Below are 22547 nucleotides of genomic sequence, written 5' to 3' on the forward strand. Positions count from 1 at the left end.
TTCGGCCGCCTCAAGGACTGGCGCCGCGTCGCAACCCGCTACGACCGCTGCCCGACAGCCTTCTTCTCCGCCATCGTCCTCGCTGCCACCGTCATCTTCTGGCTGTAATCAACGAGTCCTGACCCTAGGTCGTGACAACGATCCAGGGAGACGGTGTCATGGACGAGCAAATGTCAGTGACGCACGCGTTCGATGCGCGGGCGAAGCGGCGTGAGGAACGGCGCGATTTCTTCAAGATGCTGGGCGGCGCTGCAGCAGTTGGCAGCGCCGCTTTTGTTATGGCGCAGTCCGGGGAAGCACAGGCGCAAAGCGGTCCGACCGATGCGGACATTCTGAACTTTGCGCTGAACCTCGAATATCTCGAAGCGCAATTCTACTATTTCGCGGCGTTCGACAGCGGGCTTCCCAACTCCATCCTCACCGGCACCGGCGCGCAAGGGGCGGTCACCGGCGGGCGGCAGGTCACCTTCTCCGACACCTTGGTCGCGCAATATGCCCGCGAGATCGCGGCCGACGAACGTGCGCATGTCGAATTCCTGCGCACGGCGCTGGGCAGCGCGGCGGTCGCGCAGCCGGCGATTGACATCAGCGCATCGGCGAACGGTGCCTTCTCCGCCGCCGCACGCGCGGCGGGGCTGATCGGGGCGGGCGCATCGTTCGACCCTTATGCCAGCGACGAGAATTTCCTGCTGGGCGCGTTCATCTTCGAAGATGTCGGCGTCACCGCCTATAAGGGTGCGGCGCCGCTGCTGAGCAGCAAGACCTTCCTCGAAGCCGCCGCCGGCATCCTCGCGGTCGAGGCCTATCACGCCGCGATCGTGCGCACGACGCTCTATGCGAAGGGGATTGCGACGCCATCGGCGCAGCTGATCCAGGCGACCGATGCTATTTCGAACGCGCGCGACAGCCTCGACGGCACGACCGATCTCGACCAGGGCCTGTCCCCGCTGTCGAGCAACCCGAATGCCAGCAATATCGCGCCGCTCGACGCGAACGGCATCGCCTTCAGCCGGTCGGCCGGACAGACGCTCAACATCGTCTATCTCAACAACGCTCAGGTGAATGGCGGCGGTTTCTTCCCGAACGGGGTGAATGGCACCATCCGCGCCAGCGCCGCCAACTGAACCTGAGGAGAGACATCATGCAAAACGATCCGATCCTGCAGGTCCTCGAAGCCTGCGACCAGCGGCGCAACGCGCGTCGCGAGTTCATGCGCTATGCCGGCGGTGCCGCGATCGCCACGGCGGGCGCATCGGTACTGGCCGCGTGCAGCGACAGCGGCGGCGGCTTCATCACCCCCGGGCCGACGCCTACGCCGACCCCGACCGCGACGACGGCGCTGACCGATGCCGATGTGCTGAACTTCGCGCTGAACCTCGAATATCTCGAAGCGCAATTCTATTCCTTTGCCGCGACCGGCGCGGGCCTGCCGAACAGCAGCCTGAGCGGAACGGGCACGCAAGGGGCGGTCAGCGGCGGGCGGCAGGTGACGTTCACCGATCCGCTGGTGGCGCGCTATGCGCGTGAAATCGCGGCGGACGAAATCGCGCACGTCAACTTCCTGCGCACCGCGCTCGGGTCGGCGGCGGTGGCGCAGCCGGCGATCGATATCGGCGTGACCGCGACCAGCGCCTTTTCGAATGCGGCACGCGCCGCCGGGCTGATCGGGGCGGGCGCGGCATTCGACGTGTACGCCAATGACGAGAACTTCCTGCTTGGCGCGTTCATCTTCGAAGATGTCGGCGTCACCGCCTATAAGGGTGCCGTCGGTTTCGTCAGCAACAAGACGTTCCTTGAGGCGGCGGCGGGCATCCATGCGGCGGAAGCCTATCATGCGGGCCTGGTCCGGACCGTGCTGTACCGCAAGGGCGTGGCGACTCCGTCGCTGATCGACGCGACCGAAGCGATCTCGACGGCGCGCGACAGCCTCGATGGCAGCAGCGACCTCGACCAAGGGATTCGCGCGACCGGCAGCGGCAATGCAACCGCGTCGAACATCGTGCCGACCGATGGCAGCGGCATCGCGTTCAGCCGGACTCCGGGACAAGTGCTGAACATCGTCTATCTCGATCGGACGGCCAAGACGGCAGGCGGGTTCTTCCCGAACGGCGTCAATGGCACGATCCGCTCCAGCGCGGCGAATTAAGGGAGAGGGCGGCGTTCCGCGTGTCGGGACGCCGCCTTCGCTCAGTTGCCGGGGGTGCCGACCAGTCGCTGATAGGCTTCCTCAGGCGGGCCATAGGTCATGGCCGCCATCTCCAACAGCTTTTCGCGGTCGCGGACGATCACCCGGCCGCGGACCGATTTGATGGCGAGCGTTTCTTCCAATCTATGCAGCGCGTCGGTAATGCTGCTGCGGCGGACCGCCAGCATGAGCCGAAACTCCTCATGCGTCATCGAGATTTCGTCACCGCGTACCCGGTCGTGGTACAGCAGGATCCAACGCGCCAGCCGCCGTTCGACCGGGTGCGACAGTGCCGACACGACCGTCCGGCCCATCTGGATCAGGAACACCTGGATGAAGCGGAGTAGCGCGGCGCGCAGCGTATCGCTGCGTTCGACAGCCGCGAGCAGCCGATCGGCCGGTATCCGGAGCGCCGTGCCCGGTTCGGCGCGCAGCACGACGTCGTGCGGCGACCGGTCGTCGCCCAGCAGGATCGGCCAGCCGACATAGCCGTCCGCGCCGAGCAGGCCCACGGCATGCTGCCGTTCGCCGTCGATGACTTCCAGCACGGCGGCGATCCCGCCTTCGAGGAAGTAGACATAATCGATCGACTGATCGACGGTGAGCAAAGTGTCCCCGACGACCAGCGAGACCCGTTCGAGGTCGGGGGCGAGCAGGGCGCGGTCCGACGTCGTCAACGCGGCGAGCAGCCGGTTTTCGCCGCCTTCGCTGACCGGGGTGGCAGGGCGGTCGGCAATGTCACTCGATAGGGTCATCATGGCGGCCATTTTCCACGCGTTCGGCGACAACGCAATTGCGAACCGGTCGGTTCGATCCGCATTGCCGTTTGCCCGCGCCTTGCATAGACAGGGCGCGACCGTGCCGAGCCTTCACGCCCTTGCCAATCCACGACGATTCCTAGCGATCGCCCGCCCGCTGACCCCGATCCTGGTCGGGGCGGGGGCGGCGTTGTTCGCGTTCGGTTGCTGGGCCGGATTGACGCAGACCCCGGCGGATTATCTGCAGGGCGAGAGCGTCCGCATCCTCTATGTCCATGTACCCGCCGCGTGGCTGGGGATGGGCGGATGGTCGAGCCTGGCGATCGCCAGCATCGTCTATCTGGTCTGGCGGCACCCGTTGGCGGCCGTTGCCGCGCGCGCGATCGCGTTGCCTGGGGCGCTGTTCACCGCGCTGTGCCTGGTGACCGGTTCGATCTGGGGGCGACCGACCTGGGGGACATGGTGGCAATGGGACGGGCGGCTGACGTCGATGCTGCTGCTGTTCTTCGTGTATTTAGCCTATCTGGCACTCGCCCGTGCCGATGCCGATCGCGACGGCGACGGGCGTATCCCGGCACTGTTCGGTATTGCCGGGACGGCATTGTTGCCGGTCATCCGCTATTCGGTGCTGTGGTGGCGGACGCTGCATCAGGGGCCGAGTATCACGCTGACCAAATCGACCATCGACCCGACGATCCTGTGGCCGCTGTTCTTCACGGCGGGCGGCGCGAGCCTGTTGTTCGGTGGGGTCGTGCTGATGCGGATGCGGACCGATCTGGCCCGGATCAAGGCGGAGGCGCGGATGCGTCGGCGGGCGGCGGCATGAACCATTGGGCGTTCATTGCGGCGGCGTATGGGGTCACGCTGGGCGGGATCGCCGCGATCACCATTGCTTCATGGGTGGCGATGCGCCGCGCGGAGCGGGGATGAGTCCGAAACGGCAACGCATGACGCTGGCTTTGCTGGCGGTGGTCGCGATCGTCGGCGCGGTGCTGCTCGCCATGTCGGCGCTGGGTGAGGAAGCGGCGTTCTTCTACGCACCCGCCGATGCCGCCGCCGCGCCGATCGACAAGCCGGTGCGGCTGGGCGGGATGGTCGCGGCAGGATCGGTCCGTCGGGCGGCAGATGGCGTGACGATCCATTTCACCGTGACCGATGGCAAGGCGACCGTGCCGGTGCGCTTCGCCGGGATCGTCCCCGACCTGTTCCGCGAAGGATCGGGCGTCGTGGCCGAGGGACGGTTCGTGGCAGGCGGCGGGTTCGTCGCCGACAATCTGCTCGCCAAGCACGACGAACGCTACATGCCGCCGCAGGTAGCGGGCAAGATGCACAAGAGCGAGAGCACCGCCCCATGAGCGATCGCAACCGATGATTGCCGAGGCTGGTCTTGCCGCCTTGTGGCTGGCGGCGGCGATGGCGTTGCTGCAACTGGCGATGGCGGCGATCGCGCTGACGTCGCGCGAGGCGGAGCCGCCGGCGATCGTGCGGGAGTTGCTGGCGGCGGTGCGGCCGGTCGCGGTAGCGCAGGGGCTGCTGGCGGCCGGGGCGTTTGCGGCGCTGATCGTGCTGTTCGCGAGGACCGACCTGTCGGTGCTGCTGGTCGCCGAAAATAGCCATTCGGCCAAGCCGATGCTGTACAAGATCGCGGCGACCTGGGGCAATCACGAAGGGTCGATGCTGCTGTGGGTCACTGTGCTGGCGGTGGCCGGGGCGGGGATCGCGCTGTTCGAACGGTTGCTGGCGACGCGTACCCATGCCGCGACGCTGGCAGCGCAGGCGGCGATTGCGGCCGGCTTCTACGCATTTCTGCTGTTCGCCTCCAATCCCTTTGCCCGGCTGTCGCCTGTACCGCGCGACGGGCTGGGCCTCAACCCGTTGTTGCAGGACCCCGGCCTCGCCTTCCATCCGCCGACGCTCTACCTCGGCTATGTCGGGTTGTCGGTGGCATTTTCCTTCGCGGTCGGCGCGCTGATCACCCGCGATGTCGGCCGTGATTTCGCGCGGGCGATGCGGCCATGGGTGCTGGGGGCGTGGATTTTCCTGACGATCGGGATCACGGCGGGCAGCTACTGGGCCTATTATGAGCTCGGCTGGGGCGGCTGGTGGTTCTGGGACCCGGTCGAGAATGCGTCGCTGATGCCGTGGCTGGCGGCGACCGCGCTGCTCCATTCGGTGACGGTGCTAGCGACGCGCGATGGGCTGCGGGCATGGACGATCATGCTGTCGGTCGTCGCCTTTTCGATGTCGATGGTCGGTACGTTCCTGGTGCGATCGGGCATTTTGACCAGCGTCCACGCCTTTGCGGTCGATCCGACGCGGGGCGGGTTCATTTTGGCGCTGCTGATCCTCTATATCGGCGGAGCATTGGCGCTGTTCGCGTTCCGGGTCGGGACGGTGCGGCAGGGGGCGTTGTTCGAGCCGGTTAGCCGCGAGGGCGGGCTGGTGCTCAACAACCTGCTGCTGTCGGTCATCCTCGGCATCGTGCTGATCGGGACGCTGTACCCGTTGGTCGCGGAGGCGTTCGGGGTGCAGCTCTCGGTCGGGCCGCCCTTCTTCAACCGCGCCGCCGGGCCGATCGCGTTGCTGCTGGTTGCGGGCATGGCGGTCGGGCCGTTGCTGCGGTGGCGCCTTGATCGGGGCGCGGCGGTGCTGCGCCGGGTCGCGGTGCCGGCCGGGGTGACGCTGGTCGTGCTGATCGCGGCGGTCGCGTTCGTCGACAGCGGGTGGTTGCCGAAGTTCGGGTTGGCGCTGGCCGCCGGGCTGGCGGCCGCCAGCGTCCTGCCGCTGGTCGGGCGGAGCCCGTGGCGGACGCCGCTGCCGATCTGGGGCATGGTCGTCGCGCATCTGGGCATCGCGGTCAGCCTAGCGGGCATGGCGAGCGACAGCGCGTTTACGCAGGAACGGCTGGTCGCCGCTGCGCCGGGCGAACACCACAAGGTCGGACCGTTTGACGTGCGCTTCGATGGGATCAAGCCGGTGGTCGGCGATAACTGGTCGGCGGTGCAGGGGCGGCTGACCGTCACGCGCGGAGCGGGCGGGGCGTTCGTGATGCGGCCCGAACAGCGCTTCTTCGCCAATCCGCCGACCGAAACGAGCGAGGCGGCGCTGGCGACCTATTGGGACGGGCAGCTCTATGCCGTGCTCGGCCGCGACGATGCCGGCGGGCGGCGGCAATTGCGGCTGTGGTGGAAGCCGTTCGTGACGCTGATCTGGGCCGGTGGCGGATTGATTGCTTTGGGCGGGGCGATCGCGCTGGTCGGGCGCGTGCGGCGGCGGCAGGCGCGATGAACCGTCGCCTGCTCTGGCTTCCGCTGCTCGCCTTCGTCGCGATTGCCGGGCTGTTCGCGTGGATGCTGCCGCAGCACAGCGACCGGCAGGTGCGTTCCCGACTGGTCGGCAAGCCGCTGCCCCAGTTCAGCCTGGCCCCGGCCGCTCCGGGCAAGCCGGGATTGACGACCGCGATGTTTCAGGCCGGCAAGCCGCGGCTGTTGAATGTCTTCGGCAGCTGGTGCGTGCCCTGCGCCGCCGAAGCACCGCAGCTGGCGAAGCTGGCACAGGCGGGCGCGACGATCGACGCCATCGCGATCCGCGATACGCCGGCCGATGTTGCGCGGTTCCTGTCGACCAATGGCGATCCCTTTGCGGCGATCGGCGACGATCGCAACAGTTCGGTGCAGTTGGCATTGGGATCGTCCGGCGTTCCGGAAACCTTCGTCATCGACGGACAGGGACGGATCGCGCACCAGCATATCGGGGCGATCCGCGACGAGGATGTGCCGGTCCTGCTCGACAAATTGAAGTCCGCCCGATGAGGGCGCTGTTCGTCCTGGCGCTGCTGATCGCGCCCCCGGCGCTGGCCCAGTCGCGTGTGCCGCCTCCGGCACTGGCCGATACGCAACTGGCCGATCCGGCCCAGGAGCGAGCGGCCAAGGCATTGATGGAAACGCTGCGGTGTCTCGTCTGCCAGGGGCAGTCGATCGCCGACAGCGACGCCGACATGGCCGCCGACATGCGCGCACTGGTCCGGCAGCGGATCGCAGCGGGGGAGCGGCCGGTCGCGGTGCGCGACTGGCTGATCGAACGCTATGGCAACTATGTCAGCTATGACCCGCCGCTGTCGGGTGCGACGGGGCCGCTATGGCTGGCGCCGATCGTGCTGCTGGCGATCGGTGGTCTGCTCGCCCGGCGCAGCTTGAAGGGGCGTCGGCGATGAACGGTTGGCTGATCCTCGCGCTGTTGCTGATTGCCATCTTCGGGCTGCTGGTCATGGCGCGTGTCGCAAAGCCGTTATGGGGCTTTGTTGGCGCCACGCTGATGCTGGGCGCGGCAGGCTATGCGTGGCAGGGGAGCCCGACCCTGGCCGGCGTGCCGCGCGCGGCGGAGCGTAAGTTCGAGGCACCCGATATCGCGGCAGACGATTTGCGCGACGCGATCTGGGGGCGCTTTACCTATGATTACGCCTATGCGGTCGCGGCCGATGGTCTTGCCCGCGCGGGAGCGGCCCAGGCGGCGGTAAATGCGGTGCTGGGCGGGTTGCAGGGTGCCCCGAACAGCGGGCGGTTGTGGACCCGGTTGGGCACGGCGATCCTTGCCCATGACGGCGGGCAGGTACTCTCGCCCGCTGCCCGCACCGCCTTTGCCCGTGGGATCGCAACGGCGCCGGATCACCCCGGCCCCTATTTCTATTACGGCATGGCGTTGATCCAGACGGGCGACCTGCCCGGCGCGAAGCGAGCATGGCTCGCGGCGCTGGCGCGCACGCCGCGCAACGCATCCTATCGCGAGGACCTTGCGATGCGGCTGGTCCTGCTCGACCGGTTGATGGCAATGCGCCCGACCGCCCCGGCCCGATAGAGTCTGATCCACTCACGCGAAAATGTCATTCCCCCGGCCTTCGCCGAGATGACGCCCGTTTCGGAGGAGCTGGATCAGACTCCAGTCCGCCTGCCGTCCGCTCAGGCGCCGCGCCCGGTCTTTGCCTGCAACGCGTCGATCGCCTTGGACGCATCCGCCTTGGTCAGCGAATCGTCGAACGGCTCGCCCGCTTCTTCGCTTAGCGTCTTCAGATAGGACGCCTGGGCGCCGGTCATCGGTTCGTCGCCGGTCGTCCAGTCGTCCGGGTCCTTTTCGGCATTCGAAAAGGGTTCGCTCTTGGGGTTCGGGTGGTCGGTCATCGCAGAATTCCTTTCACCGCCACCAACCCGCGCGTTCCCAGTTCGTTCCGTCAGGTTACGGCGTTGCGGGCATGGTATCTGGGATCGTCCCAGCTGCGATCGTCGAGAATTCGCCGCAGGATATCGACCGCCCGCCACACATCGGCAAAGCCGATATAGAGCGGCGCGAACCCCAGCCGCAGCGCGTCGGGCGCGCGGAAATCGCCGATCACGCCGCGATCGATCAACGCCTGGCAGATTGCATAGGCATGGGGATGGCGGAACGATACATGGCTGCCGCGCCGGGCGGCATCGCGCGGGCTGATGAGCGTCAGCTCCGGGCATCGCGCCTCGACCAGCGCGATGCAGGAGTCGCCGAGCGCGCGGGACTTGGCGATCAGCGCATCCCGGTCGACGCCGTCGAATTGCGCAATTCCCTCTTCTAGCGCGGCAAGCGCGAGGATCGGTGGTGTCCCGCATTGGAAGCGCGAAATGTCGGCGGCCGGGGCGTAATCGTCGCTGAAATCGAACGGTGCGGCATGGCCCAGCCAGCCCGACAAGGGCGATCGCAATGTCGCATGGTGACGCTTTGCGACGTAGAGAAAGGCGGGCGCACCGGGGCCGCCGTTCAGATATTTATAGCCGCAGCCGACCGCCAGGTCGGCGTTGCAGCCCGTGAGGTCGAGCGGCACCGCGCCGACGCTGTGGCTGAGGTCCCACAGCACCAGCGCGCCCCGTGCCTGCGCGGCGGCGGTGATGCCGGCCATGTCGAGCATCGCGCCGCTCTTGTAATGGACATGGGTGAGCATCACGACGGCGACATCGTCGTCGATCGCGTCGACGATGGTGTCGACCGGCACGGTCCTGATCCGCGCATCGCCGACGCTCCACGCGGCGCCATCGGCGATGTAGAGATCGGTCGGGAAGTTGCCGGGTTCGGACAGGATCGTGGCGCGCCCCGGCCGTGCCTTCAACGCCGCCACCAGCAGCTTGTACAGGTTGGCGGAGGTCGAATCGGCGACCACCACCTCGTCCGGTTGTGCGCCGATAAACGGCGCGATCTTCGCCCCGATCCGCCGCGCTGCGCCGATCCAGTCATGCGCGTTCCAGCTGCGGATCAGCCCGTCGCCCCATTGCTGCGTCGCGACCTGCTGCAACCGCGCCGGGGTGGTGCGCGGGAGAGCGCCGAGCGAATTGCCGTCGAGATAGATCACGCCCTCGGGCAGAGCGAAGCGGTCGCGGACGCTGTGCAGCGGATCGGCGGCGTCGCTGGCCCCCGCTTCGATCAGCGTCATCATGCCCACGCCGCCACCCGGCGGACGGTCGATTGCCACGAGAACATGCCGCTCAGCACCTTTGCCAGATCAGGATGCCCGACGCGGGCCTTGCTGCGCGGTCGGTTCATATCGATACTGGTCGCTCAGTGCGCGGAGGGCGGCGGGCCGCCCATGTCGCGGAAGCTGTCGGGCACGTCGGTGCGCGGCTGTCCCGACGGGGTCGGCAGCGGTTCGATCTCCGGCGATTCGGGCGGATCGAACCCGCCCTCCCATTTGGCGATGACGCTGGCGGCGATGGCATTGCCGACGACATTGGTCGCGGTGCGGCCCATGTCGAGGAAATGGTCGATGGCAAGGATCAGCAACAACCCGGCTTCGGGGATGTTGAACATGCCGAGCGTCGCGGCGATGACCACCAGGCTGGCGCGCGGGACACCGGCAATCCCCTTCGACGTGACCATCAGCACCAGCAGCATCAGGAACATCTGTCCCCAGCTGAGGTCGATGCCGTACGCCTGCGCGATGAAGATCGACGCGAAGGTCATGTACATCATCGACCCGTCGAGGTTGAACGAATAGCCGAGCGGCAGCACGAAGCTGGCGATGCGCGGCGGTACGCCGAACCGGTCGAGCGCTTCCAGCGTGCGCGGATAGGCGGCCTCCGACGAGGCGGTCGAAAAGCCGAGCAGGATCGGATCGCGCAGATAGCGCAGCAGCATCTTCACGCGCGGGCCGATGATGGCGAAGGCGATGCCGATCAGCACCGTCCATAGCGTGGCGAGGCCGAGGTAGAAGCTGCCCATGAAATAGGCGAGGTCGCCGATGATCCCCGGTCCCCGTTCGGCCAGCGTCGCCGTCACCGCCGCAAACACCGCGAACGGGGCAAAGCGCATGACGTAATCGGTGACCTGCAACATCACCGCGACCAGCCCTTCGAGCGCGCGGACCAGCGGCTTGCCCTTGTCGCCGACCGCCGTCAGCGCGACGCCGATGAACAGCGAGAAGATGACGATCTGCAAGATCTCGTTCGTCGCCATCGCCTCGATGCCCGAGGCGGGGAAGATATGGCCGACGAACTTCACGAAATCGAATGCCGGCTTGTCGACGCCGGTCGCGGCGGTGACCGGCGGGACGGGCAGGCCCAGACCCACGCCCGGCTGCAACAGATTGACCAGCAACAGCCCGAGCATCAGCGAGATGAAGCTGGCCATCACGAACCAGCCGAACGACCGCAGCCCGACCCGGCCCAGCGACGAACTGTCGCCCATATGCGCGATGCCGACGACCAGCGTCGAGAAGACGAGCGGCGCGATGATCATCTTGATCAGCCGCAGGAACACGGTGGTCACGGCGGACAGATAATAGGCGATATTCTTCAGCGTCGCGGTGCCGGCGCCGCCGCCATCGTCCAGCCCGGCATTCAGCGCCCAGCCGAGCACGAGCCCCGCCACCAGCGCGATGAGAATGAAAGTCGTAAGCCGCTTGGCCATGCGTAGTCCCTGATCGTTTGCACGGGAAAGGACGGGAATGTTTCGTCCGGGTCAACCCCTGTGCGTGTCCTCGCTTGGCAAGTCGCGCGCGCCTGCGTATCGAGCGGACATGACCTCGACCAATGATGTCCGCCGCTCGTTCCTCGACTTTTTCGAGAAGGCGGGCCACGCCCGCGTGCCCTCCGCGCCGCTTGTTCCGCAGAACGATCCGACGCTGATGTTCGTCAATGCGGGCATGGTGCCGTTCAAGAACGTGTTCACCGGCCTCGAGACGCGGCCTTACGTGACGGCGACGTCGTCGCAGAAATGCGTGCGCGCGGGCGGCAAGCATAACGATCTCGACAATGTCGGCTATACCGCGCGGCATCATACCTTCTTCGAAATGCTCGGCAATTTCTCCTTCGGCGATTATTTCAAGGAACAGGCGATCCTGAACGCCTGGACCCTGCTGACCCGCGACTGGGGACTGCCAGCGGAGAAGCTGACCGCGACTGTCTATCATACCGACGACGAAGCGTTCGACCTGTGGAAGAAGATCGCCGGGCTGCCCGATCACAAGATCATCCGCATCCCGACCAAGGACAATTTCTGGGCGATGGGCGACAGCGGCCCGTGCGGTCCGTGCTCGGAAATCTTCTACGATCACGGCGACCACATCCCCGGCGGTCCCCCCGGTTCGCCGGACGAGGATGGCGACCGGTTCGTCGAGATCTGGAACCTGGTGTTCATGCAGTTCGAGCAGGACGCCAACGAGATCGTCGGCGAACTGCCCAAGAAGTCGATCGACACCGGCATGGGCCTCGAACGCATTGCAGCGGTTATGCAGGGCGTGTCGGACAATTACGACACCGATACCTTCAAGGCGCTGATCGCCGCATCCTGCGAACTGACCGGCACCCGCGCCGAAGGGGCGACGCAGGCCAGCCACCGCGTCATCGCCGATCACCTGCGCGCGTCGGGTTTCCTGGTGGCCGATGGCGTGCTGCCGGCGAACGAAGGCCGCGGTTATGTGCTCCGCCGGATCATGCGCCGCGCGATGCGGCACGCGCATCTGCTGGGTGCCAAGGACCCGTTGATGCACCGGCTTGTCGGCTCGCTCGTATCTGAAATGGGCGCGGCCTATCCGGAGCTGGTCCGCGCGCAGCCGCTGATCGAAGCGACGTTGCAGCAGGAAGAAACCCAGTTCCGCCGCACCCTCGACAAGGGGCTGAAGCTGCTCGACGAGGCGACTGCCGATTTCGCCGAAGGCGCGACGCTGGCCGGCGAGACCGCGTTCAAGCTCTACGACACCTATGGCTTCCCCTATGACCTGACCGAGGACGCCCTGCGTGCGCAAGGGTACGGCGTCGACCGTGCCGGATTCGACGCGGCGATGGCCGAACAGAAGCGCGCCGCGCGTGCTGCGTGGAAGGGCTCGGGTGCCAAGGCGTCGGACGATGTCTGGTTCGACGTCCTCGAAACCGCCGGACCGACCGAATTCATCGGCTATTCGGTCGAGGCGGGCGAGGGGCAGGTCGTCGCGATCGTCAAGGACGGCGCGCGGGTCGATTCGGCTGAGGCGGGTGACGAGGTGTTGGTGCTCACCAACCAGACGCCCTTCTATGCCGAAAGCGGCGGGCAGGTCGGCGATGCCGGCACCATGACCACCGATGCCGGGTTCATGGCGACCGTCACCGATACCGCCAAGCAACTCGGCAAGCTCCATGCCCATGTCGCGACGATCGACGCCGGCAGCCTGAAGGTCGGCGACAGCGTCGCGCTGACGATCGACACCGCGCGCCGTGCGCAGATTCGCGCCAACCACTCCGCGACGCACCTGTTGCATGAGGCGTTGCGGGAGCGGCTCGGCACCCATGTCGCGCAGAAGGGATCGATGGTCGCGCCTGAGCGGCTGCGCTTCGACTTCTCGCAACCCTCCCCGATCGCGGCGGACGCGCTGGCGCTGGTCGAGGCCGACGTCAACGCGCAGGTGCGCGGCAACGGTGCGGTCACCACCCGGCTGATGACCCCCGACGATGCGATCGCGATGGGCGCGATGGCGCTGTTCGGCGAGAAATATGGCGACGAGGTCCGCGTCGTGTCGATGGGACAGGATGCGGAAGGCACCTATTCGATCGAGTTATGCGGCGGGACGCACGTCAATGCGCTTGGCGAAATCGGCCTGTTCAAGATCGTGTCCGAAGGCGCGGTGTCCTCGGGCGTCCGCCGCGTCGAGGCGCTGACCGGCGAGGCAGCGCGCCAATGGCTCGGCAATCGCGACGCGAAGCTGCGGGAAGCCGCTGCCGCGCTGAAGGCGACCCCCGACGAAGTGCCCGCCCGCGTGGCGCAGCTCGTCGAGGATCGGCGTCGTCTGGAACGCGAACTGGCCGAGGCGAAGAAGGCGCTGGCCATGGGCGGCGGTGCGGGTGCGGCGCCGGCCGGTCCGGAACAGGTCGGCGACATCGCCTTTCTGGGTCAGGTGATCGACGGGCTCGATGCCAAGGCATTGCGCGGGACGATCGATGAAGCCCGTGCGCGCGTTCCCTCGGGCGTCGTTGCGCTGGTCGCGGTCAATGACGGCCGCGCCTCGGTCGGGGTCGGGGTGTCGAGCGACCTGACCGGCCGGATCAGCGCGGTCGATCTGGTCAAGGCGGCGGTCGCGGCGCTGGGCGGGCAGGGGGGCGGCGGTCGCCCTGACATGGCTCAGGGCGGTGGCCCGGACGGAGCCAAGGGCGACGAAGCGCTGGCGGCGATTCGCGCGCTGCTGACGAACTAATTTCCTCGTCACCCCGGCCTTGAGCCGGGGGCCCGCTTCTCTCGACGTCGGAAGTAGAAGCGGGACCCCGGATCAAGTCCGGGGTGACGTCTGGTTCTGTAATGGCCGTCGTGCCCCGAACGCACGTACGCACGCCAACCTCCTGCCACCGCCGCAGCATCACCCAAAACTCCCGTTCATCCCCGATGCAGCCGCAGGCGTGCAGTGCGGACGATTGCACAGCAATATTGCGCGTGCTAACGGCCCGGCCTTGAACCACTGGGACGCGGTCGACATGACCAAACTCGTTGCCACTTCGGCGCGGTTCCCGCGCCCGTGATATTCTCCCGAGAGGCTTCGTCGGAAGCCGCCGACCTGCCCGACACGGGCGCGACCCATCATGGGCCGCGCCAGTCGCTCGCCAAGCTGTCGCTCGGCGCGCTCGGCATCGTCTATGGCGATATCGGCACTTCGCCGCTCTATGCGATGAAGGAGACCTTCGTCGGCCATCACCGGTTGCCGGTCGACCAGCTCAACATCTTCGGCGTGGTCAGCCTCGTCTTCTGGTCGCTGATGCTGATCGTGACGCTGAAATACGTCTTCATCATCATGCGCGCCGATAACAATGGCGAAGGCGGCAGCCTGGCGCTGCTGGCGCTGATCCAGCGCAAGAGCGGTGGCGGTCGCTGGACCGCCAGCCTCGTCATCCTCGGCGTGCTCGCGACGGCGCTGTTTTTCGGCGACTGCATGATCACGCCCGCCGTGTCGGTGCTGTCGGCGGTCGAGGGGCTGGCGACGGTCAATGCCGGTTTCGACCCGTTCGTGATCCCGATCGCGGTGGTCATCATGATCGGGCTGTTCTGGCTGCAGGCGGTCGGCACGGCCAGCGTCGGGCGGCTGTTCGGGCCGATCATGATCGCCTATTTCGCGACGCTGACGTTCCTCGGCGTCCTTAACATTCTCGAACGACCCGACATTTTCCAGGCGCTGAACCCGATCTGGGCCGTGCGATTCTTCGCGCAGGACGGCATCATGGCGTTCCTTGCGCTCGGGTCGGTGGTGCTGGCCGTGACCGGTGCCGAGGCGCTGTACGCCGATATGGGCCATTTCGGGCGCCGGCCGATCTCGGTTGCGTGGCTGTACGTCGTGTTCCCGGCGTTGATGCTGAACTATCTGGGGCAGGGGGCGCTGCTGCTCCAGAACCCGGATGCGGCGTCCAACCCGTTCTTCTTCATGGCGTCGGAGGATTTCCGCCTTCCGCTCGTCATCCTCGCGACGCTCGCGACGATCATCGCCAGCCAGGCGGTGATCACCGGGGCCTTCTCGGTCGTGCAGCAGGCGGTGCAGTTGGGGCTGATGCCGCGCCTGCGCATCGAACATACCAGCGCCGATGCCGCGGGGCAGATCTACATCCCGGCGGTGAACTGGGCGCTGCTGGTCATGGTCCTGCTGCTGATCTTCGGGTTCCAGGAATCGTCGAACCTGGCCGCAGCCTATGGCATTGCCGTGACGGGCACGATGTTCATCAGCACTTGCATGATCGCGGTGCTGATCAAGCGGGTGTGGAACTGGCCCGTCGCTGCGGTCGCCGCGTTCATGTTCATGTTCCTGTGCATCGACGGCGCCTATTTCGCGTCGAACCTGACCAAGGTGCCCGATGGCGGCTGGTTCCCACTGCTGGTCGGCATCGTCGTCTTCGTCCTGCTGACCACCTGGGCCAAGGGGCGCAAGCTGATGATCGAGCGGATGCGCGAGGCCGCGATGCCGATCAAGGTGTTCATCCAGTCGGCGGCCAGCAGCGCCACCCGCGTGCCCGGCACCGCCGTCTTCATGACGTCGACCCCCGAAGGCGTGCCCCACGCGCTGCTCCACAATCTGAAGCATAACAAGGTGCTGCACGAGCGGGTGATCCTGCTCACCGTGAAGATCGCCGACACGCCCTATGTCGACCCCGAGCTTCGCACGAAGAACGAGGATCTGGGGCAGGGCTTCCACCGCATGATCCTGAAGTTCGGCTTCATGCAGGACCCCGACGTTCCCGGCGCGCTGAAGGCGGTCGGCTGTTGCGGCGGCGACTTCCGGATGATGGACACCAGCTTCTTCCTCGCGCGCCAGACGCTCTTGCCGTCATCGCGGCCGGGCATGATGATCTGGCGCGAAAAGCTGTTCGCGTGGATGCTGCAGAATTCGGAAAGCGCGATGGAGTTCTTCCGCCTGCCGACCAACCGCGTCGTCGAGCTCGGCAGTCAGGTCGAGATTTGACCCCGCCCGACCCCGCCCCGATCATCGTGACCGCCTTGTTCGGGCATGAGGATCAGGCGTGGTTCGACCGGCAGCGGCGCGCCTATTTTCCGCCCGAGCGCAACGTCCTTGCGGCGCATTGCACGATGTTCCACCATCTGGCCCCGGAGCTGGGACCGGAACTGAAGCAACGCCTGAACGCGCTGACGCGCGGCGTGCCGGCGCCGTTTGCCCGGGTCGGCGGCTTGATGAACCTCGGCCGGGGCGTGGCCTATCGCATCGAATCGCCCGATCTCGAATCGGTCCGCGCCGAACTGGCCGATGCGTTCGCATCGATGCTGACGCCGCAGGACCGCGCCGGATGGCGTCCACATGTCACGATTCAGAACAAGGTCGAACCCGCTGCCGCAAAGGCGTTGCTGGCCGAATTGTCCGCCGGATTTACCCCGCACCCGCTGAAAATCGCGGGTTTGGCCAGCTGGTGGTATCGTGGCGGGCCGTGGGAATTATTTTCCCGACACATGTTCGCTTGACCGCAACGATTCGCGTTCGTATAGGGCCGCCCTCCCCGATGGGGATGCGGCGGGGCGAAGTAGCTCAGTTGGTTAGAGCACGGGAATCATAATCCTGGGGTCGGGGGTTCAAATCCCTCCTTCGCTACCACCCGCCAAGGCGTCAGCGCAGCGTCCGCGACGCCGATCTCTCGTATTCTTCATGTTCCGTTCAGCTAGATCGAACTTGCGGCGCGCTCGTTCGTTGTTGGTGGTGATACGAGCAAGGGAGGATAGCCGCCATGCCGATCGTTGCCCCCGCCCGCCCGACGCCCGTTCGCGGTGTTCAGGATCGTCCGCCGCATCTTTCCGGGCTTCTCTCCGGCATGCTGTTGGCCATACCGCTCTGGGCCGTCATCCTGGCGTTCGTCCTGTAAGGCGACTTGCGCGCCACCTGACGTTCCCCATGTTGCGTTCGACCCCGCGACCGGCCTAGACGGGCCGCTCGCATCGAACGGAATATGATCTCATGGCTGTCACGCACCACACTCGCATGCTCGTCCTAGGTTCGGGACCGGCGGGTCTCTCTGCTGCAATTTACGGCGCGCGCGCCGGCATGGAGCCGATCGTGGTGCAGGGCATCCAGCCCGGCGGTCAGTTGATGACCACGACGGACGTCGAGAACTATCCCGGCTTTCGCGACGTCGTGCAGGGGCCGTGGCTGATGGGTGAAATGCAGGCGCAGGCCGAGCATGTCGGTACCCGGATGATGTGGGATACGATCGTCGATGTCGACCTGACCCGACGGCCGTTTCGCCTGACCGGCGATAGCGGCGACGTTTATGAAGGCGAGGTGCTGGTGATCGCCACCGGTGCGCAGGCGCGCTGGCTCGGCCTCGACAGCGAAGAACTGCTCAAGGGCAAGGGCGTGTCGGCCTGCGCGACCTGTGACGGGTTCTTCTACCGAGGCAAGAAGGTGGCGGTGATCGGTGGCGGGAATACTGCGGTCGAGGAAGCGCTGTACCTGACCAACCATAGCGACGATGTGACGATCATCCATCGCCGCGACAGCTTCCGCGCCGAACGCATCCTGCAACAGCGGCTGTTCGCCAGCGACAAGATCAGCGTCCTGTGGAACAAGCAGGTCGAGCGTTTCGTCGGTGGCGGCGATCCGCATGGGCTGGTCGGGATCGAATTGAAGGACACCGTGACCGGCGAACTGTCGATGCTGGACGTCGATGGCGGCTTCGTCGCGATCGGCCACCATCCGGCGACCGAGCTGTTCCGGGGGCATCTCGCGCTCGATGATGATGGCTATATCGCTGTCGAAACCGGTTCGACCCGGACCAGCGTGCCTGGCGTCTTCGCGTGCGGCGACGTGATGGACAAGGTCTATCGCCAGGCGGTGACGGCTGCGGGCACCGGCTGCATGGCGGCGCTGGACGCCGAACGTTTCCTGCAGGCGGCGGAATTTGCGGAGGTGGCCGAAGCCGCCGAATAAGCGAGGCCGGGCGCGTTGCCCGGCCCCGGACTTTACACGCCCGCGTCGGTCAGGTGGGCGAGTTGGTCGGCCGTCAGGTCGATCTGCCACGCACCGACCAGTTCCTCGAGCTGATCGACGCTGGTGGCGCTGGCGATCGGCGCGGTCACGCCTTCCTGTGCTGCCAGCCACGCGAGCGCGATCTGTGCCAGGGTCGCGCCGGTTTCTGCCGCGACGGCATCCATCGCGGCAAGAACGGCGGCGCCTTTCCCGGCCAGCAGCTTGGCCATGCCACCGCCGCGCACACTTTTCGACAGGTCTTCCGTGGAGCGGTACTTGCCGGTGAGGAACCCCGAGGCGAGGCCGTAATAGGGCGCCACGCCGATATTATGCTCGACGCAGAGGTTCTGGAGTTCGCCCTCATATTTGCGGCGGCTCACCAGATTATATTCGGGCTGGAGCGCATGGAAGCGCGGCAGTCCTTCTGACGTCGCAAGGTCGAGTGCCGACTTCAGTCGCATGGCGCGGAAATTGGACGCGCCGAGCACGCGAACCTTTCCGGCATCGACCAGCCGGCCGAACGCCGCCAGATAATCCTCCTGCGGCGTGTCGTCGTCGTCCTGATGTGCGTAATAGAGGTCGATATGATCGGTGCCGAGCCGGTCGAGCGATGCCTCGGCGGCCGCCGCGATCCGGCTGGGCGCCAGTTTTTCGCCCCCTTCTCCGGGAAGCATGCCGACCTTCGTCGCGATCAGGACGAGGTCACGCTTGCCCGACCGGCGCAGCCATTCGCCGATGATGGTCTCGGACTCGCCGCCACGGTGCCCGTCGACCCACGCGGAATAGACGTCGGCGGTATCGATCATCGTGCCGCCCAGGTCGACGAAGGCGTCCAGGATGCGGAAGCTGGAATCGCGGTCGATCGTCCAGCCGAAGACGTTACCACCCAGGATCAGGGGCGGGGTTTGCAGATCGGTGGCGCCCAGCGTTCGGAGCGGAATAGCGGTCATGGTCAGTCCTTCGGATCGGGGGCGATGGCGTTGGCGTCGAGCGCGCCATTGTCTAGCATGGCGGCGGCGTCGTTCAGCGCGGCTGCCTCGTCCTGTGTGACGCCGCCGGGGGCCGAGCGGTCGTCGGACCCGCTGCATCCGGCCGGGAGCAGGGTGGCCAAGGCCAGGGCGAGGATAGGGGCAGGGCGCATCGATAATCTCCAAACAAAAAAGGCCGCGCCCCGTTGCGTCGGGACACGGCCTTGTCTGCTAACCGAAGAGGATCAGCGCTGCATTTCGCGGCCGGCCTGTTCCAGTTCCTGGCCGGCTTCGCGCTGCGCGTTGTCGGCAGCGGCGTCGGCCTTGGCCGCACCGCGTTCAAGCGCGGCACCAGCGCGATCGGTCGCGTTGTCGATCTTCTGGCCAGCGCGGTCGGCGGCGTTCTCGGCGGCGCCGAAGGCACGGTCGCCAGCGGCCTGCACGTCGTCGACGGCTTCGCCCATCGTCGCGTTGACATCGGCGGCAACGGCGTCGGCCGCCTCGCCGGTTTCGTTCTGCGCCTTCTGGCTGCAAGCGCCGATCGAGAATGCGGCGGCGGCGAGCGGCAGCAGAATGAGCTTCTTCATGGCGGTTTCCCTTCCGTTATGACCGGGCGCCAAACGCATCAGCGGCACGGCGGTTGCATCGTCGATTATCCGGGCGGCGCATGGTTTCGCCGATTGACCTGATATAAAGATTTCTTTATATCAATAGTCATGGCACCGGCCCTCGACATATTACGCGCCGCCAGCGACGCGACCCGCTTGCGGGTCATCGGGTTGTTGCGGTCGATGGAATTGTCTGTCGGCGAATTGGCGCAGGTGCTGGAACAGAGCCAGCCGCGGGTCAGCCGCCATATCAAGATCCTGTGCGATGCCGGGCTCACGGTCCGCCGCAAGGAAGGCAGCTGGGTATTCGTCGCGCTGGGGGAGCCGGCGCTTGTCGCGCCGCTGCTGGAGGCGCTCGATGCCTGGGTAGCGGACGATGACGCGTGGCGCGAGATCGATGGCGCCCGACTGGCGGAGGTGCGGGCCGATCGCGCCGCCGCCGCCGCCGCCTGGTTCGAGGCGCATGCCGGCGAATGGGATGCGATCCGTTCGCTGCATGTCGCGGAGGAGCAGGTCGAACGGGCGATGCTGGCGACGCTGGGCTCCGATCCGATCGGCCTGCTGGTCGATATTGGCACCGGTACCGGGCGGATGCTGGAATTGTTCGCTCCGCAGGCGGAGCAGGCGATCGGCATCGACCGGTCGTCGGAGATGCTGCGACTGGCGCGAGCCAAGCTGACCGAGCGCGGACTGGACCATGCCGAATTGCGACAGGCGGACATTCAGGCGCTCCCGCTTGAGGCGGGGGCGGCCGATGCCGCGGTGCTGCATCATGTCCTGCATTTCGTGCAGCATCCCGGTGCGGCGATTGCAGAGGCGGCGCGGGTATTGCGGCCCGGCGGTCGGCTGTTGATCTGCGACTTCGCGCCGCATCAGCGCGAGGAACTGCGGGTTCGCGATGCCCATGCGCGACTGGGCTTCTCCGACGAACAGATGCTGGGCTGGTTCGCGGAAACGGGATTGTCACCGGTGTCGATCCAGACGCTGGGTGGCGGCGAACTGACGGTCAAGCTGTGGATGGCGCGGCGGGCGTACGACGTACAAGAGGTGAAGGCGGCATGACTCCTACCATTTCCGATCTCGAAGAAGCGCGCCGCGCGCTCGATGCGCCGCTGTTCGCCGATCTGGCCGGCGATTGCGCGGTCAGCTTCGAATTCTTCCCGCCCAAGACCGAGAAGATGGAAGCAGCGTTGTGGGAAACGGTGCGCGCGCTGGAGCCGCTCGCCCCCAAGTTCGTCAGCGTCACCTATGGCGCGGGTGGATCGACCCGGGAGCGGACCCATGCTACCGTCGCCCGGATCGCGCGCGAGACGTCGATGCCCGCCGCCGCGCATCTGACTTGTGTCGAGGCGAGCCGCGCCGAGATCGATCAGGTCGCGCAGGAATATTGGGCGGCGGGCGTCCGCCATATCGTCGCGCTGCGCGGCGATCCGCCGACCATGGGGCAGAAGTTCGTCGCCCATCCTGATGGGTATGAGAATGCGGCGGCGCTGGTTGCAGGGCTGCAGAAGCTGCACCCGTTCGAGATTTCGGTCGCGGCCTATCCCGAATGCCACCCGGATTCGGAGCATCAGGCGGCCGATCTGGATAACCTTCGCGCCAAGATCGATGCCGGCGCGACCCGCGCGATCACACAGTTCTTCTTCACGCCCGAGGCGTTCTTCCGCTTCCGTGACGCGGCGGCGGCGGCGGGTATCAACGCCGATCTGGTACCGGGTATCCTGCCGGTGTCGAATGTGGCGCAGGTCCGCAAGTTCGCCGGTCTGTGCGGGGCGTCGATTCCGGCGTGGATGGACCGGCTGTTCGAAGGGCTGGACGATCATCCCGGCGCACGGCAGCTGGTCGCCGCGACGGTGGCCGCCGAAATGTGCCGCAAGCTCTATGCCGGCGGCGTCCGCGACTTCCATTTCTACACGCTCAACCGCGCAGAACTGTCCTACGCCATTTGCCACCTGATGGGGTTGCGGCCGAAGGCGACGCCGGTCGCCGCCGCGGCCTGAACTCACGGTTTGAGGAACACGACATGACCACCGCCCGCGAACGGCTGAACGCCGAAGCCGCCCAGCGCGTCCTCATCACCGATGGCGCGTTCGGTACCGAAATCCAGAACTGGAAGCTGTCCGAGGCGGATTATGCCGGCTCGCTGACGCTCGGCCACGACCAGAAGGGCAACAACGATATCCTGGCGATCACCAAGCCGGAGGTGCCGGAAACGATCACCCGCGCCTATCTGGACGCCGGGTCGGATATCGTGTCGACCAACACCTTCAGCGCGAACCTGATCAGCCAAGCGGATTATGGTGCGGAGGCGCTGGTCGCCGATATCAACATCGAAAGCGCGCGGATCGCTCGCCGGCTGGCCGACGACTATGCTGCGCGAGACGGACGCCCGCGTTTCGTGGCGGGGGCGATCGGGCCGACCAACAAGACGCTCTCGCTATCACCGGACGTCAACGATCCGGGCTATCGCGAGATCGACTTCGACCATTTGAAGGGCGTGTATCGCGACCAGATCGATGCGCTGGTCACCGGCGGCATTGACTTCGTGCTGATCGAGACGGTGTTCGACACGCTGAATGCCAAGGCCGGGGTTCTGGCGGCGATCGAGGCCGGCCAAGCGTTGGGGCGCGACTTGCCGATCATGCTGTCGATGACGCTGACCGACCTGTCGGGCCGCAACCTGTCGGGCCATACGGTCGAGGCGTTCTGGCACGCGATCCGTCATGCGAAGCCGGTGACGATCGGGCTGAACTGTTCGTTCGGCGCGGAACAGCTGCGCCCGCATGTGAAGACGCTCAGCGACATCTGCGACACGCTGATCATGGTCTATCCCAATGCCGGCCTGCCCAACGAACTGGGCGCCTATGACGAAGCGCCGGAGACGACGGCGGCGCTGGTCGGCGACTGGGCGGATCATGGGCAGGTGAACGTATTGGGCGGCTGCTGCGGATCGACGCCGGCGCATATCAAGGCGATGGCCGATCGCGTTCGTGGCGTCGCGCCGCGCAAGGTGCCGGGCGTGCCGGTACAGACGCGGCTTGCCGGGCTGGAACCGTTCACGATGGCGGCGTAGCTGCTAAAAGCCCTCTCCCATTCAGGGGA

24 protein-coding genes, 1 tRNA gene and 1 pseudogene are annotated in these 22547 nt (G+C 66.5%); 19 read left to right on the forward strand and 7 right to left on the reverse strand.

The genetic code is table 11. The features are described from left to right. From CA237_RS14105 to CA237_RS14115, 3 genes and pseudogenes are all read left to right on the forward strand, one after another. A pseudogene (locus tag CA237_RS14105) lies at positions 1-108 on the forward strand (IS5/IS1182 family transposase); the annotation flags it as partial. Between the two features lie 62 nt (positions 109-170). Continuing rightward, positions 171-1124, forward strand: a complete 954-nt coding sequence (locus CA237_RS14110) for a ferritin-like domain-containing protein (protein ID WP_241215496.1) — start codon at positions 171-173, stop codon at positions 1122-1124. Between the two features lie 17 nt (positions 1125-1141). Beyond that, a complete protein-coding gene (locus CA237_RS14115; RefSeq protein WP_066687554.1) occupies positions 1142-2146 on the forward strand; it encodes a ferritin-like domain-containing protein in 1005 nt (334 codons plus the stop codon). A gap of 41 nt (positions 2147-2187) precedes the next feature. Here the strand turns inward: CA237_RS14115 and CA237_RS14120 are convergent, their stop codons facing one another. After that, positions 2188-2940, reverse strand: coding sequence for a helix-turn-helix domain-containing protein (locus CA237_RS14120; RefSeq protein ID WP_164523878.1), 753 nt, complete (start codon positions 2938-2940; stop codon positions 2188-2190). A gap of 103 nt (positions 2941-3043) precedes the next feature. On the opposite strand from CA237_RS14120, the gene ccmC reads away from it, so the two are divergent. Genes ccmC through CA237_RS14155 form a run of 7 tightly spaced genes read left to right on the forward strand, consistent with a single transcriptional unit; the run spans position 3044 to position 7797 of the window. Next, entirely contained in the window at positions 3044-3769 is a 726-nt protein-coding gene (gene ccmC, locus CA237_RS14125; protein WP_066688085.1) for a heme ABC transporter permease CcmC, read from the forward strand. Then, positions 3766-3873, forward strand: a complete 108-nt coding sequence (ccmD, locus tag CA237_RS14130) for a heme exporter protein CcmD (RefSeq protein WP_125655582.1) — start codon at positions 3766-3768, stop codon at positions 3871-3873. The genes ccmC and ccmD overlap by 4 nt, the downstream gene beginning before the upstream one ends. Then, positions 3870-4298, forward strand: coding sequence for a cytochrome c maturation protein CcmE (gene ccmE / locus CA237_RS14135; RefSeq protein ID WP_066687567.1), 429 nt, complete (start codon positions 3870-3872; stop codon positions 4296-4298). Before ccmD ends, ccmE begins: the two co-directional genes overlap by 4 nt. Before the next feature lie 13 nt (positions 4299-4311). Beyond that, positions 4312-6231 carry a heme lyase CcmF/NrfE family subunit gene (locus tag CA237_RS14140; RefSeq protein WP_126014423.1) on the forward strand — a complete coding sequence of 640 codons (1920 nt, stop codon included), beginning with the start codon at positions 4312-4314 and terminating at the stop codon, positions 6229-6231. Then, positions 6228-6755, forward strand: a complete 528-nt coding sequence (locus tag CA237_RS14145; protein ID WP_066687574.1) for a DsbE family thiol:disulfide interchange protein — start codon at positions 6228-6230, stop codon at positions 6753-6755. The genes CA237_RS14140 and CA237_RS14145 overlap by 4 nt, the downstream gene beginning before the upstream one ends. Continuing rightward, positions 6752-7156, forward strand: coding sequence for a cytochrome c-type biogenesis protein (locus tag CA237_RS14150; protein ID WP_066687577.1), 405 nt, complete (start codon positions 6752-6754; stop codon positions 7154-7156). Before CA237_RS14145 ends, CA237_RS14150 begins: the two co-directional genes overlap by 4 nt. Beyond that, positions 7153-7797, forward strand: coding sequence for a hypothetical protein (locus CA237_RS14155; RefSeq protein WP_066687580.1), 645 nt, complete (start codon positions 7153-7155; stop codon positions 7795-7797). The genes CA237_RS14150 and CA237_RS14155 overlap by 4 nt, the downstream gene beginning before the upstream one ends. A 101-nt stretch (positions 7798-7898) precedes the next feature. Here the strand turns inward: CA237_RS14155 and CA237_RS14160 are convergent, their stop codons facing one another. The 3 genes from CA237_RS14160 to CA237_RS14170 all read right to left on the reverse strand — a co-directional run bounded on the left by CA237_RS14160 (position 7899) and on the right by CA237_RS14170 (position 10863). Next, positions 7899-8117 (reverse strand): DUF3072 domain-containing protein, encoded by a 219-nt coding sequence (locus CA237_RS14160; protein ID WP_066687583.1) that lies wholly within the window; start codon positions 8115-8117, stop codon positions 7899-7901. Between the two features lie 50 nt (positions 8118-8167). Further along, positions 8168-9391 carry a kynureninase gene (gene kynU, locus CA237_RS14165; RefSeq protein WP_066688086.1) on the reverse strand — a complete coding sequence of 408 codons (1224 nt, stop codon included), beginning with the start codon at positions 9389-9391 and terminating at the stop codon, positions 8168-8170. A 125-nt stretch (positions 9392-9516) separates the two neighbouring features. Continuing rightward, positions 9517-10863, reverse strand: coding sequence for a dicarboxylate/amino acid:cation symporter (locus CA237_RS14170; protein ID WP_066687585.1), 1347 nt, complete (start codon positions 10861-10863; stop codon positions 9517-9519). 109 nt (positions 10864-10972) lie between these two features. On the opposite strand from CA237_RS14170, the gene alaS reads away from it, so the two are divergent. The 6 genes from alaS (at position 10973) to trxB (ending at position 17830) form a co-directional block, all read left to right on the forward strand. Further along, positions 10973-13618: an alanine--tRNA ligase gene (alaS, locus tag CA237_RS14175; RefSeq protein ID WP_066687587.1), complete on the forward strand. Its 2646-nt coding sequence runs from the start codon at positions 10973-10975 to the stop codon at positions 13616-13618. Positions 13619-13972: 354 nt separating this feature from the next. Beyond that, positions 13973-15859, forward strand: coding sequence for a potassium transporter Kup (locus tag CA237_RS14180; protein ID WP_126014448.1), 1887 nt, complete (start codon positions 13973-13975; stop codon positions 15857-15859). Beyond that, on the forward strand, positions 15856-16371 hold the full coding sequence (locus CA237_RS14185; RefSeq protein ID WP_066687589.1) for a 2'-5' RNA ligase family protein: 516 nt from the start codon (positions 15856-15858) through the stop codon (positions 16369-16371). Before CA237_RS14180 ends, CA237_RS14185 begins: the two co-directional genes overlap by 4 nt. A gap of 53 nt (positions 16372-16424) precedes the next feature. Further along, positions 16425-16501 (forward strand) — tRNA-Met (locus CA237_RS14190). A gap of 130 nt (positions 16502-16631) precedes the next feature. Next, the gene (locus tag CA237_RS20155) at positions 16632-16766 is read left to right on the forward strand and encodes a hypothetical protein (protein ID WP_269746887.1); all 135 of its coding nucleotides are present in this window, start codon (positions 16632-16634) and stop codon (positions 16764-16766) included. Between the two features lie 92 nt (positions 16767-16858). Continuing rightward, on the forward strand, positions 16859-17830 hold the full coding sequence (gene trxB / locus CA237_RS14195) for a thioredoxin-disulfide reductase (RefSeq protein WP_241215497.1): 972 nt from the start codon (positions 16859-16861) through the stop codon (positions 17828-17830). 32 nt (positions 17831-17862) lie between these two features. On the opposite strand, the gene CA237_RS14200 is transcribed toward trxB, so the two are convergent. From CA237_RS14200 to CA237_RS14205, 3 genes are all read right to left on the reverse strand, one after another. After that, positions 17863-18819: an aldo/keto reductase gene (locus CA237_RS14200; RefSeq protein WP_198158472.1), complete on the reverse strand. Its 957-nt coding sequence runs from the start codon at positions 18817-18819 to the stop codon at positions 17863-17865. Positions 18820-18821: 2 nt separating this feature from the next. Next, positions 18822-19010, reverse strand: coding sequence for a hypothetical protein (locus tag CA237_RS19705; RefSeq protein WP_066687594.1), 189 nt, complete (start codon positions 19008-19010; stop codon positions 18822-18824). Positions 19011-19082: 72 nt separating this feature from the next. Next, positions 19083-19463: a hypothetical protein gene (locus CA237_RS14205; protein ID WP_232307847.1), complete on the reverse strand. Its 381-nt coding sequence runs from the start codon at positions 19461-19463 to the stop codon at positions 19083-19085. Between the two features lie 90 nt (positions 19464-19553). On the opposite strand from CA237_RS14205, the gene CA237_RS14210 reads away from it, so the two are divergent. The 3 genes from CA237_RS14210 to CA237_RS14220 are packed head-to-tail and all read left to right on the forward strand — an operon-like array spanning position 19554 to position 22518. Further along, complete coding sequence (locus tag CA237_RS14210; RefSeq protein ID WP_066687597.1) at positions 19554-20507, forward strand: metalloregulator ArsR/SmtB family transcription factor; 954 nt, start codon at positions 19554-19556, stop codon at positions 20505-20507. Beyond that, on the forward strand, positions 20504-21445 hold the full coding sequence (gene metF, locus CA237_RS14215) for a methylenetetrahydrofolate reductase [NAD(P)H] (RefSeq protein ID WP_066687599.1): 942 nt from the start codon (positions 20504-20506) through the stop codon (positions 21443-21445). The genes CA237_RS14210 and metF overlap by 4 nt, the downstream gene beginning before the upstream one ends. Before the next feature lie 23 nt (positions 21446-21468). After that, entirely contained in the window at positions 21469-22518 is a 1050-nt protein-coding gene (locus CA237_RS14220) for a homocysteine S-methyltransferase family protein (RefSeq protein WP_066687628.1), read from the forward strand. The last annotated feature ends 29 nt before the right edge of the window (positions 22519-22547 follow it).

Source organism: Sphingomonas sp. ABOLH, assembly GCF_003951715.1.
GTDB lineage: Bacteria > Pseudomonadota > Alphaproteobacteria > Sphingomonadales > Sphingomonadaceae > Sphingomonas > Sphingomonas hankookensis_A.

Coding starts and splice junctions, on each gene's coding strand:
- CA237_RS14155 (WP_066687580.1), top strand. CDS start 7,153: ATGAACGGTTGGCTGATCCTCGCGCTGTTGCTGATTGCCATCTTCGGG.
- ccmE (WP_066687567.1), top strand. CDS start 3,870: ATGAGTCCGAAACGGCAACGCATGACGCTGGCTTTGCTGGCGGTGGTC.
- CA237_RS14150 (WP_066687577.1), top strand. CDS start 6,752: ATGAGGGCGCTGTTCGTCCTGGCGCTGCTGATCGCGCCCCCGGCGCTG.
- CA237_RS14160 (WP_066687583.1), bottom strand. CDS start 8,117: ATGACCGACCACCCGAACCCCAAGAGCGAACCCTTTTCGAATGCCGAA.
- CA237_RS14140 (WP_126014423.1), top strand. CDS start 4,312: ATGATTGCCGAGGCTGGTCTTGCCGCCTTGTGGCTGGCGGCGGCGATG.
- metF (WP_066687599.1), top strand. CDS start 20,504: ATGACTCCTACCATTTCCGATCTCGAAGAAGCGCGCCGCGCGCTCGAT.
- CA237_RS14220 (WP_066687628.1), top strand. CDS start 21,469: ATGACCACCGCCCGCGAACGGCTGAACGCCGAAGCCGCCCAGCGCGTC.
- CA237_RS14210 (WP_066687597.1), top strand. CDS start 19,554: ATGGCACCGGCCCTCGACATATTACGCGCCGCCAGCGACGCGACCCGC.
- CA237_RS20155 (WP_269746887.1), top strand. CDS start 16,632: ATGCCGATCGTTGCCCCCGCCCGCCCGACGCCCGTTCGCGGTGTTCAG.
- CA237_RS14205 (WP_232307847.1), bottom strand. CDS start 19,463: ATGCGTTTGGCGCCCGGTCATAACGGAAGGGAAACCGCCATGAAGAAG.
- CA237_RS14120 (WP_164523878.1), bottom strand. CDS start 2,940: ATGACCCTATCGAGTGACATTGCCGACCGCCCTGCCACCCCGGTCAGC.
- alaS (WP_066687587.1), top strand. CDS start 10,973: ATGACCTCGACCAATGATGTCCGCCGCTCGTTCCTCGACTTTTTCGAG.
- CA237_RS14170 (WP_066687585.1), bottom strand. CDS start 10,863: ATGGCCAAGCGGCTTACGACTTTCATTCTCATCGCGCTGGTGGCGGGG.
- CA237_RS14110 (WP_241215496.1), top strand. CDS start 171: ATGTCAGTGACGCACGCGTTCGATGCGCGGGCGAAGCGGCGTGAGGAA.
- CA237_RS14200 (WP_198158472.1), bottom strand. CDS start 18,819: ATGACCGCTATTCCGCTCCGAACGCTGGGCGCCACCGATCTGCAAACC.
- CA237_RS19705 (WP_066687594.1), bottom strand. CDS start 19,010: ATGCGCCCTGCCCCTATCCTCGCCCTGGCCTTGGCCACCCTGCTCCCG.
- ccmD (WP_125655582.1), top strand. CDS start 3,766: ATGAACCATTGGGCGTTCATTGCGGCGGCGTATGGGGTCACGCTGGGC.
- CA237_RS14145 (WP_066687574.1), top strand. CDS start 6,228: ATGAACCGTCGCCTGCTCTGGCTTCCGCTGCTCGCCTTCGTCGCGATT.
- CA237_RS14115 (WP_066687554.1), top strand. CDS start 1,142: ATGCAAAACGATCCGATCCTGCAGGTCCTCGAAGCCTGCGACCAGCGG.
- kynU (WP_066688086.1), bottom strand. CDS start 9,391: ATGACGCTGATCGAAGCGGGGGCCAGCGACGCCGCCGATCCGCTGCAC.
- trxB (WP_241215497.1), top strand. CDS start 16,859: ATGGCTGTCACGCACCACACTCGCATGCTCGTCCTAGGTTCGGGACCG.